The 15,736-nt window shown below is 65.6% G+C and carries 12 protein-coding genes; 7 read left to right on the top strand and 5 right to left on the bottom strand.

Annotation, left to right across the window (positions count from 1 at the left end; translation table 11 throughout):
* Positions 1–266: 266 nt before the first annotated feature.
* Both ASPHE3_RS07880 and ASPHE3_RS07875 read left to right on the top strand, forming a co-directional pair.
* Complete coding sequence (locus ASPHE3_RS07880; protein WP_013600699.1) at positions 267–653, top strand: BlaI/MecI/CopY family transcriptional regulator; 387 nt, start codon at positions 267–269, stop codon at positions 651–653.
* Positions 654–659: 6 nt separating this feature from the next.
* The gene (locus ASPHE3_RS07875) at positions 660–1,649 is read left to right on the top strand and encodes a M56 family metallopeptidase (protein ID WP_013600698.1); all 990 of its coding nucleotides are present in this window, start codon (positions 660–662) and stop codon (positions 1,647–1,649) included.
* 65 nt (positions 1,650–1,714) lie between these two features.
* Here ASPHE3_RS07875 and ASPHE3_RS07870 read toward each other — a convergent pair whose 3' ends face one another.
* A complete protein-coding gene (locus ASPHE3_RS07870) occupies positions 1,715–3,823 on the bottom strand; it encodes a DNA gyrase/topoisomerase IV subunit B (protein ID WP_013600697.1) in 2,109 nt (702 codons plus the stop codon).
* A 255-nt stretch (positions 3,824–4,078) separates the two neighbouring features.
* On the opposite strand from ASPHE3_RS07870, the gene ASPHE3_RS07865 reads away from it, so the two are divergent.
* Positions 4,079–4,300: a DUF7455 domain-containing protein gene (locus ASPHE3_RS07865; RefSeq protein WP_013600696.1), complete on the top strand. Its 222-nt coding sequence runs from the start codon at positions 4,079–4,081 to the stop codon at positions 4,298–4,300.
* A gap of 133 nt (positions 4,301–4,433) precedes the next feature.
* On the opposite strand, the gene ASPHE3_RS07860 is transcribed toward ASPHE3_RS07865, so the two are convergent.
* From ASPHE3_RS07860 to ASPHE3_RS07845, 4 genes are all read right to left on the bottom strand, one after another.
* Positions 4,434–5,747 carry an RNA polymerase sigma factor gene (locus ASPHE3_RS07860; RefSeq protein ID WP_013600695.1) on the bottom strand — a complete coding sequence of 438 codons (1,314 nt, stop codon included), beginning with the start codon at positions 5,745–5,747 and terminating at the stop codon, positions 4,434–4,436.
* A gap of 296 nt (positions 5,748–6,043) precedes the next feature.
* Positions 6,044–7,384 carry a DUF4192 family protein gene (locus tag ASPHE3_RS07855; protein ID WP_013600694.1) on the bottom strand — a complete coding sequence of 447 codons (1,341 nt, stop codon included), beginning with the start codon at positions 7,382–7,384 and terminating at the stop codon, positions 6,044–6,046.
* A gap of 101 nt (positions 7,385–7,485) precedes the next feature.
* Positions 7,486–8,832, bottom strand: coding sequence for an MFS transporter (locus ASPHE3_RS07850; RefSeq protein ID WP_013600693.1), 1,347 nt, complete (start codon positions 8,830–8,832; stop codon positions 7,486–7,488).
* 68 nt (positions 8,833–8,900) lie between these two features.
* Positions 8,901–9,839, bottom strand: a complete 939-nt coding sequence (locus ASPHE3_RS07845; RefSeq protein ID WP_013600692.1) for a proteasome assembly chaperone family protein — start codon at positions 9,837–9,839, stop codon at positions 8,901–8,903.
* Positions 9,840–10,096: 257 nt separating this feature from the next.
* On the opposite strand from ASPHE3_RS07845, the gene ASPHE3_RS07840 reads away from it, so the two are divergent.
* The 4 genes from ASPHE3_RS07840 to ASPHE3_RS07825 all read left to right on the top strand — a co-directional run bounded on the left by ASPHE3_RS07840 (position 10,097) and on the right by ASPHE3_RS07825 (position 15,607).
* Positions 10,097–11,623, top strand: a complete 1,527-nt coding sequence (locus ASPHE3_RS07840) for a leucyl aminopeptidase (RefSeq protein WP_013600691.1) — start codon at positions 10,097–10,099, stop codon at positions 11,621–11,623.
* 256 nt (positions 11,624–11,879) lie between these two features.
* Positions 11,880–13,262, top strand: a complete 1,383-nt coding sequence (gene lpdA / locus ASPHE3_RS07835; protein WP_013600690.1) for a dihydrolipoyl dehydrogenase — start codon at positions 11,880–11,882, stop codon at positions 13,260–13,262.
* Positions 13,263–13,378: 116 nt separating this feature from the next.
* Positions 13,379–15,142: a 2-oxoglutarate dehydrogenase, E2 component, dihydrolipoamide succinyltransferase gene (sucB, locus tag ASPHE3_RS07830; RefSeq protein ID WP_013600689.1), complete on the top strand. Its 1,764-nt coding sequence runs from the start codon at positions 13,379–13,381 to the stop codon at positions 15,140–15,142.
* A gap of 114 nt (positions 15,143–15,256) precedes the next feature.
* Positions 15,257–15,607: a hypothetical protein gene (locus ASPHE3_RS07825; RefSeq protein WP_013600688.1), complete on the top strand. Its 351-nt coding sequence runs from the start codon at positions 15,257–15,259 to the stop codon at positions 15,605–15,607.
* Positions 15,608–15,736: the final 129 nt, after the last annotated feature.

Below are 15,736 nucleotides of genomic sequence, written 5' to 3'. Positions count from 1 at the left end.
AGCGTCCAAGGCGGTCCCTCGTGTCAGCGGAAGCGGATTTTCTACGTTTTGTAGAACTCCAACTTCTACCGAGTGTAGAACAAGTCTGGAAGCGGTGTAAACGTGACGTCCCCCATGAACCGACCGGAAAAGGGCGCGCGCCTATGTGTTCTACCCAATGTAGAAAGTAGCGCCGATTGGAGGTAAATTTGTTTCTGTAGTTGAAAGAATTCGCGTGCAGTCGCCGCAGCCTTGCGGCACGGCGCGGGGAACAAAGGAAAAGTGCAATGGCTAGTCTTGGTGAACTGGAACGGGCAGTCATGGACCTGCTCTGGGCGGGCCAGGAAGCAGCCACCGCCAATACCCTCCGGGACCGACTGGCGCAGACCTCGGCAGGCCAGGGTGGCGCGGCCGGCCATGAAGGCAAGGAACTTGCCGTCACCACCGTGCTCACCGTGCTGTCCCGGCTGGAGAAGAAGGGCCTGGTTGAGCGCGAACGCGGCACCCGCCCGCACCGCTACCAGGCTGTATCCAGCCGCGAGGACCACACGGCCGAACTGATGCATGAAGTACTGGGGTCAGCCCCTGACCGCGAAGCAGTGCTGGCACGCTTCATTGGCTCCGTTTCCGAAGGTGAAGCCGAGACGCTGCGCAAACTGCTTGGCCACCTCTAGCGGACCATGTTCTGGGCCTCATACCTGCTGGCGGTCCTTGCGATAGTCCTGGCGTGGCCAGTGCCTATCCTGCTCTCGCGGGCGCAGTGGCCCGCCCGCGCGCCGTTTACGGCCATGCTGCTGTGGCAGGCCATCGCACTGGCAGGCGGGCTCTCGATGATCGGCGCCATGCTGGTCTATGGGCTGGAACCGATCGGTGACAACCTGATTGCAGGGGTCCGGGCGTTGGCCGGGATGGTCCTGTTCAACGCGCCCACCACAGCCCTGGGATTCTGGCACATCTTTGCCCTGTCTGCGGCCGCGCTGCTCACCGCCCACCTGGTGTTCACGCTGCTGCTGACCTACTACAAGATTGAGCGGCAGCGGCGGCGGCACCGTGAACTGCTGGCGCTGCTGGCGTCGCCGTCGGCGGAGGGAGCCGGGACCCTGGTCATCAGCCACGACTCCCCCGTGGCCTACTGCCTTCCGGGAGGGGCGCGTTCGGTAACCGTGCTCTCCGACGGCCTGATGGCGGCGCTTGAGCCGGATGAGCTCCGCGCGGTCCTGAGCCACGAGAACGCGCACCTGAGCCAGCGCCACCATCTGCTGCTGTGGGCCTTCGCCGCGTGGCGGCAGGCGCTGCCGTGGCTTCCCACCACGCGGCTGGCGCAGGAGGCCGTGAACTCCCTGATCGAAATGCTCGCAGACGATGTTGCGCTCAAGACCGAAAGCAAAGCCACGCTCATCAAGGCGATCGCCATCGTGGCCAGCGGCTCCGCAGGGACTACCGGGGCAGAACTCCGGCCGGCTACTTCCGCCCTGGCGCTGTCCGCGCTGGACCCCGCCGCCGGCGCCGCCGGGTCTGACTCTGCCCGCACCACCGCCTCAAGGGTAAGCCGGCTGCTCTCGCCCCAGCCCGAACTCCCATCCCCCGTCCGCACCCTTGTCCTGGCCGGTTGCGTGCTGCTGCTGGCGCTGCCCACAGCCCTGCTGGTGGTGCCGGGCCTGCTTGGCTGAAGCGCCGCCGTCGGCATCCGACTCGGCATCAGACGGCGGGCGGCGTTACCGCGCGGGGCAGGCGGTCAGGCGTCGATGCGCTCCCGGTCCAGGCTGGCGGCGCCGGCAATAATGAAGTCCTTGCGCGGCGACACATCGGATCCCATCAGCAGGTCGAAAATTTCCTCGGCCTGCTTGGCGTTTTCGATCCCCACCTTCCGCAGGGTGCGGTGACGGGGATCCATGGTGGTCTCTGCCAACTGCTCGGCATCCATCTCACCCAGCCCCTTGTAGCGCTGGATGGGTTCCTTGTACCGCTTGCCCTCCTTGGCCAGCCGCGCGAGCAGCACGTGCAGCTCCGCCTCGGAGTACGTGTAGATCATCTCGTTGGCTTTCTGGCCCGCGTTGATGACTTCCACCCGGTGCAGCGGCGGGACGGCAGCAAAAACGCGGCCTTCCTCGATCATGGGCCTCATGTAGCGGAAGAAAAGGGTCAGCAGCAGGGTACGGATGTGCGCGCCGTCCACATCGGCATCCGTCATGAGGATGACCTTGCCGTAGCGGGCGGCTGCCAGGTCGAAGCTGCGGCCGGAACCGGCGCCCACCACCTGGATCAGGGCGGCGCACTCGGCGTTGGAGAGCATGTCCCCCACCGAGGCTTTCTGGACGTTGAGGATTTTGCCGCGGATGGGGAGCAGCGCCTGGAAGTCGGAGGACCGGGCGAGCTTGGCCGTTCCGAGCGCTGAGTCGCCTTCCACGATGAAGAGTTCTGAACGGTCGACGTCGTCCGTACGGCAGTCTGCCAGCTTGGTGGGCATCGAGGAGGTTTCCAGGGCGTTCTTGCGCCGCTGGGTCTCCTTGTGCACGCGGGCAGAGATGCGGGATTTCATCTCGTTGACGATCTTTTCCAGCAGGAGGGCGGACTGCGCCTTGTCGTTCCTGTTCGCCGAGCTGAGCTTGGCGCTGATCTCGCGCTCCACCACTTTGGCCACAATGGCGCGGACCGCCGAGGTGCCGAGGATTTCCTTGGTCTGGCCTTCGAACTGCGGCTCTGCCAGCCGCACCGTCAGGACGGCCGTCAGGCCTGCAAAGATGTCGTCCTTTTCAATCTTGTCGTTGCCGGCCTTGAGCTTGCGGGCGTTGCTTTCCACTGCCTTGCGGAAGGTCTTCACCAGGGCCTGCTCAAAGCCCGACTGGTGAGTTCCCCCTTTGGGGGTGGAGATGATGTTGACGAAGCTCCGTACCGTGCTCTCATAGCCGATGCCCCAGCGCAGCGCCACATCCACTTCGCAGTCGCGCTCCACCTCGGCCAGCTGGCTGTGGCCCCGTTCGTCGAGGACGGGAACGGTCTCCTTGAACTTTCCCGAGCCGTGCAGGCGCCACACGTCGGTGACGGCGGGATCGGCGGCAAGGAACTCGACGAATTCGGAGATTCCGCCGTCGTGGTGGAAGACCTCCTCGTGGACTCCAGCCTCGCCCGGGGTTCCCGGGATCCGGCGCTCATCCCTGACGGTCAGCTTGAGGCCGGGGACCAGGAAGGAGGTCTGCCGGGCACGGGCAGCCAGTTCGTCGTAGGAGAACTTGGCGTCCGGCGTGAAGATCTGCCGGTCAGCCCAGTAGCGGATCCGCGTTCCTGTGACCCCGCGCTTGGCCTTGCCCACGATGTCCAGTACCGAGTCGTCCACAAAGGGGGTGAACGGTGCTGCCGGGTCAGATTTGGAACCGGTGTCCTGGAACCGGCCGGGCTCGCCGCGCCGGAACGACATTTTGTACGTCTTGCCGCCGCGGTCCACTTCAACGTCCAGGCGGGAGGACAGGGCGTTCACCACGGAGGCGCCCACGCCGTGCAGGCCGCCCGACGCCGTGTAGGAGCCGCCGCCGAACTTACCGCCGGCGTGCAGTTTGGTGAAGACCACCTCCACCCCTGTGAGGCCGGTCTTGGGTTCCTTGTCGATGGGGATGCCGCGGCCGTCGTCGTGGATCTCCACCGAGTTGTCTGCGTGGAGGATGATCTTGATGTCATGGCCGAACCCTGCCAGGGCCTCGTCCACCGAGTTGTCGATGATTTCCCAGAGGCAGTGCATGAGCCCGCGGGAGTCGGTGGAACCGATGTACATGCCCGGGCGCTTGCGGACGGCCTCCAGGCCCTCCAGCACAGAGAGGTGCCGGGCAGTGTAATCAGAGCTTGGTGCCACTGGTAATGAACTCCTTCAGGGACGGAACAGCGGGGCTGGGGTCGCTCCCTCTAGGGTAGTCGGCTCCACGCTCCAGGGCCTGCTGCCACACGTGCAGGCGGATGTGGACCGCGCCACGTGGCGCGGAGGGCGGTTGCCTGACGGGATCTTGCGCCAACCTTGCGGATACGCGGACAGCGAACTTGCCCCATCCTTGCGATGGTTTTGTTACGAATGCTGGTTATATAGACGTACTGAACTACTAAGGAGGCCGACATGACAACAGCAGTGGCAGACCGCACACTCAACGCACTCGACCGGTGCGACCGTTGCGGAGCTCAGGCCTATGTCCGGGTTGTATTGGAGTCCTCCGGCGGTGAGCTGCTGTTCTGCGGCCACCACGCCCGTGCAGTGGAGGCAACGCTCAAGCCGTTGAGCTCCGACTGGCACGATGAGACGGGCAAGCTTCACGAGAAGGCAGCCGTAGAAATCGACTAGCCGCACTGAAAGCTGTTGGGACCCCACCGCACGGTGGGGTCCCAATTCTTTTTAACTGCGACGCGGGGCCACTCAACGCCCTCCATCCGGGGATAAAGAGGCATTGAGTGACCCCGCGTTGCCGGCCGTTGATTTAGTCCAAGTAGTCGCGGAGCACCTGCGACCGCGAGGGGTGGCGGAGCTTGGACATGGTCTTCGATTCGATCTGCCGGATGCGCTCACGCGTCACACCGTAGACCTTGCCGATTTCGTCTAAAGTCTTCGGCTGGCCATCTGTGAGGCCGAAGCGCATGGCAACCACGCCGGCTTCGCGTTCGGACAGTGTGTCCAGGACCGAGTGCAGCTGCTCCTGCAGGAGCGTGAAGCTGACCGCGTCCGCGGGAACCACAGCTTCGGAGTCCTCAATCAGGTCACCGAACTCGGAGTCGCCGTCCTCGCCCAGCGGCGTGTGGAGGGAAATGGGCTCGCGGCCGTACTTCTGGACTTCGACGACCTTTTCAGGGGTCATGTCCAGTTCGAGCGCCAGCTCCTCGGGCGTGGGTTCCCTGCCCAGGTCCTGCAGCATCTGGCGCTGGACGCGGGCCAGCTTGTTGATGACTTCCACCATGTGAACCGGGATACGGATGGTGCGGGCCTGGTCAGCCATGGCGCGGGTGATCGCCTGGCGGATCCACCAGGTGGCGTAGGTAGAGAACTTGAAGCCCTTGGTGTAATCGAACTTCTCGACCGCGCGGATCAGGCCCAGGTTGCCTTCCTGGATGAGGTCCAGGAACAGCATGCCGCGGCCGGTGTAGCGCTTGGCGAGGGACACCACCAAGCGGAGGTTGGCCTCAAGGAGGTGGTTCTTGGCGCGCTTGCCGTCGTGGATGATGAATTCAAGCTCGCGCTTGTACTTCGGATCCATGGAGCCGTCGTCTGCGTTGATCTTCTCTTCGGCAAACAGGCCGGCTTCGATGCGGAGGGCGAGGTCCACTTCCTGCTCGGCGTTGAGCAGCGCGACCTTTCCGATCTGCTTCAGGTAGTCCTTGACGGGGTCGGCGGTAGCACCGGCGGACATCACCTGCTGGACAGGTGCGTCGTCGTCATCGGCATCGGAGTAGACGAAGCCCTTGCCCGAGCCGGCAGCACCCTTGACGGGATCGGCTTCGGCGTCCTCCTCCACGGCATCCGGTCCTTCAAGGATGATGTCGTCGAGGTCTTCCTCAACTTCCTCTACTTCATCGGCGTCACCGGCCGCAGACTTCCCCGCGGCCTCGGCAGCTGCCTTGGCGCCGGGCTTGGGGCCGCGCTTTTTGGGCTCGCGCTTGCCGTCCGCTCCAGCTTCACCGGCAGAAGCCTTGTTGGCTGCCCGAGTGGCCGCCCGCTTGGCGTTGGTCGCAGCCTGCTTCTCCTCTGCGGACAGTTCGTCCTGGGCGGCGGGGTCCTTCTTCGTGGAAGACGGGGTCACAGAAAACCTTTCTAGCGGTGGTCTGTGGAATCACCATACGGGCAACACCACTATGACCCTGTCAAGTCCGTGGTGGAAACCAAGCGCCACCACGGCCGGCAGAGTCTTTAATGACAACTGCCGGAGCCGCTGTAATGTTCCCGGAAAGGGACAACCAAGAGCGCTCGATACACGGACCCAACCGGGTCTCGGCAACCATTGTCTCACGTTTCCCCGAATACGACCTCCCCGCAGATCCTGTTAACCACAGCCAGCCCAGTCCGGTAACCACAGCCAGCCCAGTCCGGCGCCCGCCGTCAGGCCGCGGCCGGTCCGAATTTCTGCCAGGCGGCGTCCTTCCGCGCGGCCCATCCGCACAAAGTGCCACGGCGGACCAGTTCCAGCAACAACTCCGCCAGGCGGTAGCCGGGCTCGATGACAAGGGCCTCACCCAGGTAGGCAGCCGCATAGGAGCCGCGTCCCCGGCACCATTCAATCCAGCCCCGTCCCGTCAGGGCGGCTGCCGCCGGTGCCCCGCCCGGCAAGGCGAGCTGCCCCAGGACAAGATCGAGGGAATCGAGCGTCCTCCATTGCGGTACCGCCGGCGCCTCCCCCATCAGGACCTCCCCATAGCCGGGTGTTCCTCGCCAGCTGGCGGACAGCAGCAGGCTCTCCTGGTGGTCACCTGTCTCCCCGGCAGGCATGGCAAAGGAGGGAGGACCGGAAGCCACCGTTCCGGAAGGAACTGTTTCCCTCCCGGCGTCTTCCGCCGCAGGCTCAAGCGGGCCCAAATCCACCTGGCTGCTGAAGATGCCGAATGCCTCGGCTCCGGCCGTCGCCGCCACTTTCCCTGCCGCAGCCATGACCAGGACCGCGTCACGCCAAGCCGGCACCAGGAGCGTAGCCCGCAGGAAGGCGTCCGAGTGTGCGGGCGCCCGCCCATCATCCACGGGACGGGCAGCATCCACTGAACGGCCGGCATCCGCGGAACGGGCAGCATCCACGGAACGGCGGGCCAGGGCCGCTTCCCACTGCCGGAGCACTGCGTCGAACTGCGGCCGGCTCTGCCGCCGCAGGTCCAACTGGGCCGACCACACGGCCTCGGCCTCCAACACCGCGTCGACGTGCCTGGCCGGCACCGGGCCGGGGGCGGGACAAGCCCCAGGCGGCGGTCCTACGCTGCTTCCCCGGTACACCATCTCCGTGCTGAGCAGGCTGTCCCGGATCTGCTGGATGGGGCGGCCTGGCGGTGGGCAGCATGAAGCATCGATGCACCACGCATCCCGCCAGTAGTCATCCCCGATATACCAGGCTTCCCGGACTGGCAGTCCGGCCCTTTCCAGCATTGAGTCCAGGCCGGCCAGCAAACCGTCGTACATGGACGGGACGGCCATGCCGCCGTTGCCGGTGAAGATCGCCAGCAAGGTGCCGTCCGCCTCCTTGTCCGCTTCGAGGTAGCCCCGGACAGCCCGCAGGTACTTTGAAGGTGCGGCCAGGACATCACGCTCCGGCAGGTCCAGCCGCAGGGTGGCTCCGAGGCTCTTGCCCTGCAGTGTCATGGCGACCAGGCTATTGGCCGGCCAGTATCCCAGCGAGTGGGGAATGAAACCGAGGATGTCTTCCGGACCGCGGACCGTGAGGTGTTCTGGAGGTGTCATGGCTCAAGCATTCGCCGGCTGCACGTCCTGGTTAAGAACGCAATGCCCCTATGTGGGCAACCCGGCACCATGTGGGTAACCCGGGCTGTGGAGGAACAGTCTCACCGGTCCTTGACCGAGGCCTGCCGGCGCCTGGCGAGGCTTTCCCGGCGCTGGCGGGCAAGGGCGTTACGCAGGGGCGGCACAACAACGCCCTGCGCCGCCATTTGGCGCCGCACTTTCCGGCGGCACACCAGCATCGCTCCCGCTCCAAGGCCCAGCAGCAGGAACTGGACGCTCATGGCAATCCTGAACGGGTCGAGCCCGTAGAGGACACCGTTGGAGAAGCCGCTGGCGAACAGGACGTCCAGCACCAGGCCAATCAGGAAGATCGCCACAAGGGCGGCGATGAAGCCTCCCACGTTGACGATCCCGGTGGCCGTACCCATCCGGTGTGCGGGATTGAAGGTGCGGGCGAAGTCAAAGCCGATCATGGAACCCGGCCCGCCCACCGCGAGCACCACCACCAGTCCGGCCAGGAGCCACAGCGGCGCCCTGCCGGGAGTCAGCAGGACGGCAGCCCAGGCTCCGGCCGTGGCACCCGCAATCAGGAGCACCATGGTGGAGCGCCGAAGCGGATGCCGGGAAACGAAGCGCCCGATGAACGGTCCCACGGCCATGGCGGCCGCGACATAGAGGGCCATCAGGGCGGCCACGGTGCCGGCGTCCAGCCCCTGCCCGGAGATGAGGAACGGGTAGCCCCACGTCATGGCAAACACCGTGCCGCTGAACTGGATGGTGAAGTGGCTCCACATTCCCAGCCGGGTCCCCGGCTGGCGCCATGCACGGGCGAGGGATGCGCCGGTGGCCCTGAGCCCCTGGTGAGCCGCCGGCCGCTCGGTGCCCGGGGGGACATCCTGCAGCAGGAGGAGGACCAGCACGACGGCGAGGGCGGACATGCCTGCCAGCATCAGGAACGCCGGGGTCCAGCCTGAGAGGTGGAGCACGAAAGCAAAGGGGATGACGCTGAACAGTTGGCCCAACTGGCCGGACATGCCCGTCAGCTGGGTGACCAACGGCACCCTGGCAGGGGCGAACCACAGCGGAATGAGCCGGATCACCGAGATGAAGGTCATGGCGTCCCCCGCCCCCACCAGCACCCTGCCGGCCACGCCTCCTGGAATGCTGTCCGCAAACGCGAGCTGGAGCTGGCCCAGCCCCATGAGGACGGCACCCCCGGCGATCATGGCCCGGGAACCGAACCTGTCCACGAGCACGCCCACCGGGATCTGGAGGCCGGCGTAGACAAGGAGCTGGAGGACTGTGAAGAACGAGATCGCCGACGCGCTGGCATTGAAGCGTTCGGTGGCCTCCAGCCCAACCACACCGAAGGACGTGCGCTGCGCCACAGCTACCAGGTATCCAAATATTCCAATGGTCCAGATAAGCCAGGCGCGGGGTGAAGTCACCCCTTCATTATGCCGTTACTCCCGCAGCCGCCCGGTCAGCAGGCGGCGGCCTACTGGCCGGGCGGCTGCTACTGCCCGGGGTTCTCCCGGGCAAGGTAGGCTTCCACCGCAGCGCCGAGGTCGTCGGCATTGGGCAGCTCGTCGTTTTCGTCGGCGAGGAGCGAGCGCCGCACGATGCCGTCAGCCTTTTCGTCGTACCGCGTCTCCAGGCGGGACACCACCTGCTGCACGTCCTCGGAAGCATCTATTTGCTCGGCGATCTGCCGGCTGACTTCACGGCCGGCTTCGCGAAGCCTGTCCGTAGGCAGCATCAGCGAGGTGGCCGCGCCCAGGTATTCGAGACCGGCCACGGCAGCAATGGGGTACTCGGCCTCTGCCAGGTAATGGGGCACGTGGATGACGTATCCGGCGACATTGCGCCCGGCCTCCACCAGCCGAAGTTCCAGGATGTGGCCCACCGCGGCCGGAACCTCAACGGTGGGCTTCCAGACCGAAATGCCCTCAATGAGGTCCGGGCGGTTGCCGTGCACGGTCACGCCAACGGGCCGGGTGTGCGGTACCGGCATCGGGATGGAGTGGATCCAGGTCACCAGGTTGACGTCCAGTTTTTCCACGATCCCCACCACTGCGCGGGCGAAACGCTCCCACTGCAGGTCCGGTTCGAAGCCTGCAAGGAGGAGGAACGGCTTGCCCAGCCCGTCCACGAGCCGGTACAGGGCCAGCCGCGGCTCCTGGTAGTCCTGGAGATGGTCCTCGACGAACGTCAGGTGCGGCCGCCGCGAGCGGTAGTCGATCAACTGGTCCGCGTCGAACACGGCCACCGGCTGTGCGTCGAGGGAGTCAAGCAGTTCCGCATTGATCTGCTTCACCACATGCCCGGCGTCGGCGAAGCCGGTGAATCCCATCACCAGGTTTAGCCCGCGGAGCTCAGGGCTGTGGAACAGCTCAATGTTGCTCGCGTAGAGCGAGTCAGGGTCCAGCAGGGAGCCGGAGATCCGTTCAAGCACGGCATGTTCCTTTCAGAGGCCAGGGTGGACAATCCTTATAACGCGCCGGGAGAACCGGGCATTCCGGCACCCTGTGTGGCGGACATCTCATCAAATTCTCCGGCCGCGGCAGGGAAGGGCTACGATCGGAACTGGCCCGCCAGCCGGGCCGGCAGACACCCGGACTGCGTTCCGAACGGCCGTACCGGGCAACCATGGCAGAGCGCCGAACATGCACCCCTGCCCGAGCATCTTTCGAGAATCGAGGACTGATCCGCGTGGTCAAGAATACTGAAATCAACCTTAGTACCCTCTCGCGGGACCTTAAGAAGAGCCCCACTGACGCTGTGGTCATTGGCGTGGGGCAGGCTGCGGACGGCCCGGTCCTCCTGGACAACCCGCTGACGGCCAAATCCGCCGAGGCGCTGGCCGATTCGCTCAAGGGCCTCGGCGTCACCGGTGCCGCCGACCAGCTGGTGCGCCTGCCCGGCCTCCCCGAAACGGGCGCAGGCATCCTGGTCCTGGCGGGCGTGGGCAAGGTTTCCGCTGCAAACCCGCTGGCCGGAGAAGCCCTGCGGCGGGCGGCGGGAAGCGCCATCCGCCAGCTTGCCGGCCTCGCCACGGTTGCCCTCGCATTTCCGACGGCGTCCGTGGCCGACGTCGCGGCCGTTGCGGAAGGTGCCGCCCTCGGCGCCTACTCCTTCACCGAGTTCCGGTCCTCGAAGGACGGGCTGAAGGATCCTGTCCGCAACGCGGTCATCTTCACGGAACTGGCCGACCATAAGGACATCCAGGCGGCGCTCAAGCGGGCCGCGCTCCTGGGCAAGGCAGTCAACGCCACCCGTTCCCTGGTTAACCAGCCGCCCAGCCATCTCTACCCCGAAACCTTTGCCGAGGCCGCCAAGGACCTGGCAAAGGGCCTCCCGGTGAAAGTCACCGTGTGGGACGAAAAGCGGCTTGAAAAGGAAGGCTTCGGCGGCATCATGGGCGTGGGCAAAGGCTCCGCCCGCCAGCCCCGGCTGGTCAAGGTGGAGTACTCCCCCGCCAAGGCAACGTCGAAGATCGCCCTCGTCGGCAAGGGAATCACCTTCGATACCGGCGGCATTTCCATCAAGCCCGCCCTGGGCATGGGCGACATGAAGAGCGACATGGCGGGCGCCGCCGTCGTCCTTAATACTGTCCTCGCCCTGGCGGGGCTCGGCCTGCCGGTCAAAGCCACCGCCTGGCTCTGCATTGCCGAAAACATGCCGTCGGGCGCGGCCTCACGGCCTGCCGACGTCCTGACCATGTTCGGCGGCAAGACCGTGGAGGTCCTGAACACGGATGCCGAGGGGCGCCTGGTGATGGCCGACGGAATCGTGGCCGCCAGCGGTGAATACCCGGACGCCATCATCGACGTGGCAACCCTGACGGGCGCGCAGCTCATCGCCCTGGGCAACAGGACGGCAGGCGTCATGGGCTCGGACAGCGTGACGGGGGCACTGAAGACGGCAGCGGACCGCGCCGGGGAACTGGTCTGGCCCATGCCGCTGCCCGAGGAACTGCGCCCCAGCCTTGATTCGCAGGTGGCCGACCTCGCGAACATCGGCGAACGCCACGGCGGCATGATGACGGCTGCCGTGTTCCTCCGCGAATTCGTCGGCAAGGGCAAGGACGGAGAACAGATCCCCTGGGCCCACATCGACATCGCCGGACCATCCTTTAACAACGGAAGCCCCTACGGCTACACCCACAAGCAGGGAACGGGCTGCACCGTCCGGACCCTGGTGGCGTATGTCGAGGACATCCTGGCTGCTGCCGCCTGACCCAGGCCCAGTTGCAGCCCCTGTGACGCGGCTTTGCGGGACGGTGATCCCTGTGCCACAAAGCCGCGTGACACTCGACACAAGCGCTCCACAAACGTGGTGCCAGGGTGGAGCATGGATAAGTGGTTCGCTAAGGTGAACCACGGTAGTCACAAATGCAAGAGAATTGGCCTGCTGGCATAATCACGGCAGTGCAAGTTCCAAGACCAGATGATGCGCGGAGAACGCGTCATCGTTCACGCGAGGGAGCGTTTAAGTGGCCGATCAGGCAACTGCGCAAGAATTCGACATCCTGGTACTCGGTGGCGGCAGCGGCGGATACGCCGCCGCGCTGCGGGCAGTACAGCTTGGCCTCACCGTCGGCCTCGTGGAGAAAGCCAAGCTGGGCGGCACCTGCCTCCACAACGGCTGCATCCCCACCAAGGCCCTCCTGCACTCCGCGGAGCTGGCCGACCACGCCCGCGACTCCGCCAAGTACGGCGTGAACGTCACCCTGGACAGCATCGACATCAATGCCGTCAACGCGTACAAGGACGGCATCATCGCCGGCAAGTACAAGGGCCTCCAGGGACTCATCAAGTCCAAGGGCATCACCGTCATCGAAGGTGAAGGCAAGCTGCAGGGCACCGACACCGTCGTGGTGAACGGCACCGCCTACAAGGGCAAGAACATCGTCCTTGCCACCGGCTCCTACTCGCGCACCCTGCCCGGCCTGGAGCTCGGGGGCAAGGTCATCACCTCCGACCAGGCGCTGACCATGGACTTCATCCCCAAGAGCGCCATCATCCTGGGCGGCGGCGTGATCGGCGTCGAGTTCGCCTCTGTCTGGAAGTCCTTCGGTGTGGATGTCACCATCGTGGAAGGCCTGCCCTCGCTGGTCCCCAACGAGGACGCCACCATCGTCAAGAACTTCGAGCGTGCCTTCAAGAAGCGCGGCATCAAGTTCTCCACCGGAGTGTTCTTCCAGGGCGTTGAGCAGAACGACGACGGCGTCAAGGTCACCCTGGTGGACGGCAAGACGTTCGAAGCCGACCTCCTCCTGGTCGCCGTCGGCCGCGGCCCCGTCACCGCCAACCTGGGCTACGAGGAAGCGGGAATCACCATCGACCGCGGCTTCGTCATCACCAACGAGCGCCTGCACACCGGCGTCGGCAACATCTACGCGGTGGGCGACATCGTCCCCGGCGTGCAGCTGGCGCACCGCGGCTACCAGCAGGGCATCTTCGTGGCCGAGGAAATCGCCGGCCTGAAGCCCGTGGTCGTCGAAGACATCAACATCCCCAAGGTCACCTACTCGGAGCCCGAAATCGCCACGGTTGGCTACACCGAAAAAGCAGCCAAGGAGAAGTTCGGCGAGGACCAGGTACAGACGCAGGAATACAACCTGGCCGGCAACGGCAAGAGCTCCATCCTGGGCACCTCCGGCCTGGTCAAACTGGTCCGCCAGAAGGACGGCCCCGTGGTGGGCGTCCACATGATCGGCGCCCGCATGGGCGAGCAGGTCGGCGAAGCCCAGCTGATCGTGAACTGGGAAGCCTACCCCGAGGATGTGGCGCAGCTGGTGCACGCCCACCCCACCCAGAACGAAGCCCTGGGCGAAGCCCACCTGGCACTCGCGGGCAAGCCCCTTCACGGCTAGTCTCCCCCAAGCACCACAGGGCCTGGTGCACCCGGCACGGAATGCCGGGTGCACTAGGCTGGCCAACAAGGCAGCAATCATCCGCACTAAAGATCAATAAGGAGAACGGGGACGACATGTCTGAATCCGTTAACTTGCCCGCCCTCGGTGAGAGCGTCACCGAAGGAACCGTCACCCGCTGGCTCAAGCAGGTAGGTGACCGGGTAGAGGTGGACGAGCCCCTGCTCGAAGTCTCCACCGACAAAGTAGACACTGAAATCCCCTCTCCTGTAGCTGGCGTGATTGAGGAAATCCTGGTTGCCGAGGACGAGACCGCCGAGGTTGGCGCTCCCCTGGTCCGCATAGGCGACGGCTCCGGCGGCGGTGCGCCTGCCGAAGAAGCCCCCGCACAGCAGGCACCTGCCGAGGAAGCACCCGCTGAAGAAGCACCCGCCCAGGAAGCACCGGCTGAAGAAGCACCCGCACAGGAAGCGCCCGCACAGCAGGCACCTGCGGCGGGCGGCGCCGGCGGCGGCGAAAGCCACGAGGTCACCCTCCCCGCGCTGGGCGAAAGCGTCACCGAAGGTACTGTCACCCGCTGGCTGAAAGCCGTGGGCGACACCGTGGAAATGGATGAGCCCCTGCTGGAGGTCTCCACCGACAAGGTCGACACCGAAATTCCGTCCCCCGTGGCCGGTACCCTGCAGGAAATCCGCGTCAACGAGGACGAGACCGCAGAGGTCGGCTCCGTCCTGGCCGTCATCGGTTCAGGCGCAGCTGCCGCTCCCGCAGAGGCTCCCTCCACCGAGGCGCCGGTGCAGGAAGCACCCAAGGCTGAAGAAGCACCCAAAGCCGAGGCGCCGGCCCCGCAGGCCGCTCCCGCACCGGCAGCAGCCCCCGCCCCGGCACCGGAAGCACCCAAAGAAGCACCCGCTCCCGCAGCAGCTGAGGCCCCTGCAGCAGGCGGCTCCGAATCCGGCTACGTGACTCCCCTGGTCCGCAAGCTCGCCAACCAGCACGGCGTGGACATCTCCTCCCTGTCAGGCACCGGCGTCGGCGGCCGCATCCGCAAGCAGGATGTCATGGCCGCAGCTGAAGCCAAGGCCGCACCTGCACCGGCTCCGGCCGCTGCCCCTGCTGCCCCGGCTCCCGCTGCTTCCAGCGCCGCTGCTTCCTCACTTCGCGGCACCACCCAGAAGGCCCCGCGCATCCGCCAGGTCATCGCCCGCCGCATGCGCGAATCCCTCGAGGTTTCCACGCAGCTGACGCAGGTCCACGAGGTGGACATGACCAAGGTGGCGAAGCTCCGTGCCCGCGCCAAGAACTCCTTCCAGGCGCAGAACGGCACCAAGCTGACGTTCCTGCCGTTCATCGCCAAGGCCGTGGCCGAGGCCCTCAAGCAGCACCCCAAGCTCAACGCTGCCTACGACGAGGACAAGCAGGAGATCACCTACCACAACGCCGAGCACCTGGCGATCGCCGTCGACACTGATAAGGGCCTCCTGGTTCCGGTCATCAACGATGCCGGAAGCCTGAACCTCGCCGGCCTGGCAGGAAAGATCGCCGACGTCGCCAGCCGTACGCGCGACGGCAAGATTGGTCCTGACGAGCTGTCCGGCGGTACTTTCAGCATCACCAACATCGGCTCGGTGGGGGCACTGTTCGACACCCCGATCATCAACCAGCCGCAGGTGGGCATCCTGGGCACCGGCGCGATCGTCAAGCGTGCCGTGGTGGTTGCCGACGAGAACGGCGACGACTCAATCGCCATCCGCTCCATGATGTACCTGTCCCTGACGTACGACCACCGCCTGGTGGACGGCGCGGACGCAGGCCGTTTCCTCCAGACCCTGAAGGCACGCCTTGAAGAAGGCGCGTTCGAAGCAGACCTGGGGCTGTAACTCCCAGCCTCGAACGACGGCGGTGCAGGCCACGGTGGGAATCCATCGGACGGCCTGCACCGCCGTCGTCGTTTAACTACTACAGGCCGTAGAATCTCTGGCTACACTGGTCCCATGAACATCGTCTATAACATCGTGGTTTTCCTGCACATCGTCGGCGCCGCCATGATCGTTGGCATCTGGATCGGCCAGATGAAAAAGCCAACAGTCCACCCGCGCCAGTTCGACGGCGCCATGCTCCAGCTCCTCACCGGCGTCGCCCTGATGGGACTCATCCCGGCCCTGGACATGGATGCCAACTACTTCAAGCTCGGCATCAAGTTCGCAGTTGCCCTCGCCGTCGGTGTCCTGGCCTTCATCGGCCGCCGGAAGTACAAGAAGGGTGAGCCCATCAGCGCTGGGCTGGCGCACGGTGTGGGCGGGCTCGCCCTGCTGAACGTGGCCATCGCCACGCTCTGGCAGTAACCGTCCTCCCAACCGGACCACCGCGACGGCGGCGCCCCTCCTCCAAGGCGGCGCCGCCGTCGTCGTTTAACAACCCGGTCATAATCCACTGACAGCGGACAGCCGGTGCACGCCGCCAGTGAAGTCCCT

The sequence above is a fragment of the Pseudarthrobacter phenanthrenivorans Sphe3 genome (assembly GCF_000189535.1).
In the GTDB taxonomy this organism is placed as follows: Bacteria; Actinomycetota; Actinomycetes; order Actinomycetales; family Micrococcaceae; genus Arthrobacter; species Arthrobacter phenanthrenivorans.
The sequence above is the reverse complement of the archived record's forward strand: the minus strand, read 5'-3'. Positions and strand labels throughout refer to the sequence as shown.

Bases quoted from the DNA above. Each gene is read 5' to 3' on its own strand.
- ASPHE3_RS07880 (WP_013600699.1), top strand. From the start codon at position 267: ATGGCTAGTCTTGGTGAACTGGAACGGGCAGTCATGGACCTGCTCTGG.
- ASPHE3_RS07875 (WP_013600698.1), top strand. From the start codon at position 660: ATGTTCTGGGCCTCATACCTGCTGGCGGTCCTTGCGATAGTCCTGGCG.
- ASPHE3_RS07865 (WP_013600696.1), top strand. From the start codon at position 4,079: ATGACAACAGCAGTGGCAGACCGCACACTCAACGCACTCGACCGGTGC.
- ASPHE3_RS07855 (WP_013600694.1), bottom strand. From the start codon at position 7,384: ATGACACCTCCAGAACACCTCACGGTCCGCGGTCCGGAAGACATCCTC.
- sucB (WP_013600689.1), top strand. From the start codon at position 13,379: ATGTCTGAATCCGTTAACTTGCCCGCCCTCGGTGAGAGCGTCACCGAA.
- ASPHE3_RS07825 (WP_013600688.1), top strand. From the start codon at position 15,257: ATGAACATCGTCTATAACATCGTGGTTTTCCTGCACATCGTCGGCGCC.